This is a genomic window from Bacillus sp. AP50, assembly GCF_040492675.1.
In the GTDB taxonomy this organism is placed as follows: domain Bacteria; phylum Bacillota; class Bacilli; order Bacillales; family Bacillaceae_G; genus Bacillus_A; species Bacillus_A cereus.
Genome location: NZ_JBEUTW010000778.1, coordinates 1 through 1,133, shown reverse-complemented (window position 1 = coordinate 1,133; position 1,133 = coordinate 1). Strand labels below are relative to the sequence as shown.

Here is a 1,133-nt window from a genome sequence, read left to right as displayed (position 1 = left end):
GGCATAAAGAGGCTTTTAACGTCCTCTATAAGGATTATATACCCAAGTCTTTAAAAGCCAGCAGTGAGCAAATGAACGCTGTAGAAACGTGTTTAAAATCACATATCTCTTGCTTAATTGGAGGGGCGGGTACAGGAAAGAGTTTTGTGACTGCTGCCATCATTAAACAACTCCAATTAAACGGACGTGATGTTGCTGTGCTTGCGCCAACTCATAAAGCGAGGGAAGCGCTCCAAGCAAAGCTTACCGAATGCGATGCAACAGTTAAGACGGTCCATAGTTTTGTACACAGCCCAGTCGAGTGCGACGCCATCGTAATTGATGAAAGTGGCATGCTGTCCACTACTCTAATGGCAAAATTGATGCGCATTTACGAAGGACAGCAACTTATTTTTGTGGGTGATAAAAATCAGCTTGAACCTGTCGGATATGGTAGACCGTTTGAGCGAATTCAATTGCTTTTTACCACAGCAATACTTAAAGAAAATAGACGATCAGAAGCACCAGATATCATTGCATTAGGCAGAGAAGTCCTTGGCATACCGCAAAATGCAAACATGGCAATGCCAAATATTGAAGTGGTAGGAACAGTAGACCAAGCTTTCCAACACGGCGCAGAGGTGGCTTTGTCATACACAAACAGCAACGTTAAAAGTATCAACGAAAGCCAGAAAGTCAAAAACGGCATATCGTCCATTTCTCCGTTTTTTAGTGTTGGTGATGTGATTGTTGCGAAAACGAATGAAAGAGGCCGGTTTTATAATGGTCAAATTTTTAAAATTATTGGTTTTAACCAGATACAAAAGAAAGATAGCAGTCGCATCATAACTCTAAAATCCGACAAAGATTTACAAAATAATTTCGATCTTGCTTATGGCCTAACAATCCATAAGTCGCAAGGAAGTGAGTGGGACGTGGTGGCTTATCAACCGAGCGCTAGTGATTATCAAAACTTGGCTTATGTAGCGATTACTAGAGCTAGAAAACGGCTCATTATCATTGGTGATGGCATAAAAACGGAATACAAACCAAATCGGGAATGGAGACACATTGGATGAAATTAATTGCTTTTGACCAATCAACGACCGCTACCGGATGGTGTGTGATGGAAATGGATAGCTCCAAGATTGTAG

The 1,133-nt window shown here is 41.3% G+C and carries 1 protein-coding gene; it reads left to right on the top strand.

What is annotated here, in order from left to right; translation table 11 throughout:
* Positions 1-1,058 (top strand): ATP-dependent DNA helicase (locus ABWK52_RS29420; RefSeq protein WP_353772384.1); only part of this gene is annotated, 1,058 nt, incomplete at its 5' end.
* Between the last annotated feature and the right edge of the window lie 75 nt (positions 1,059-1,133).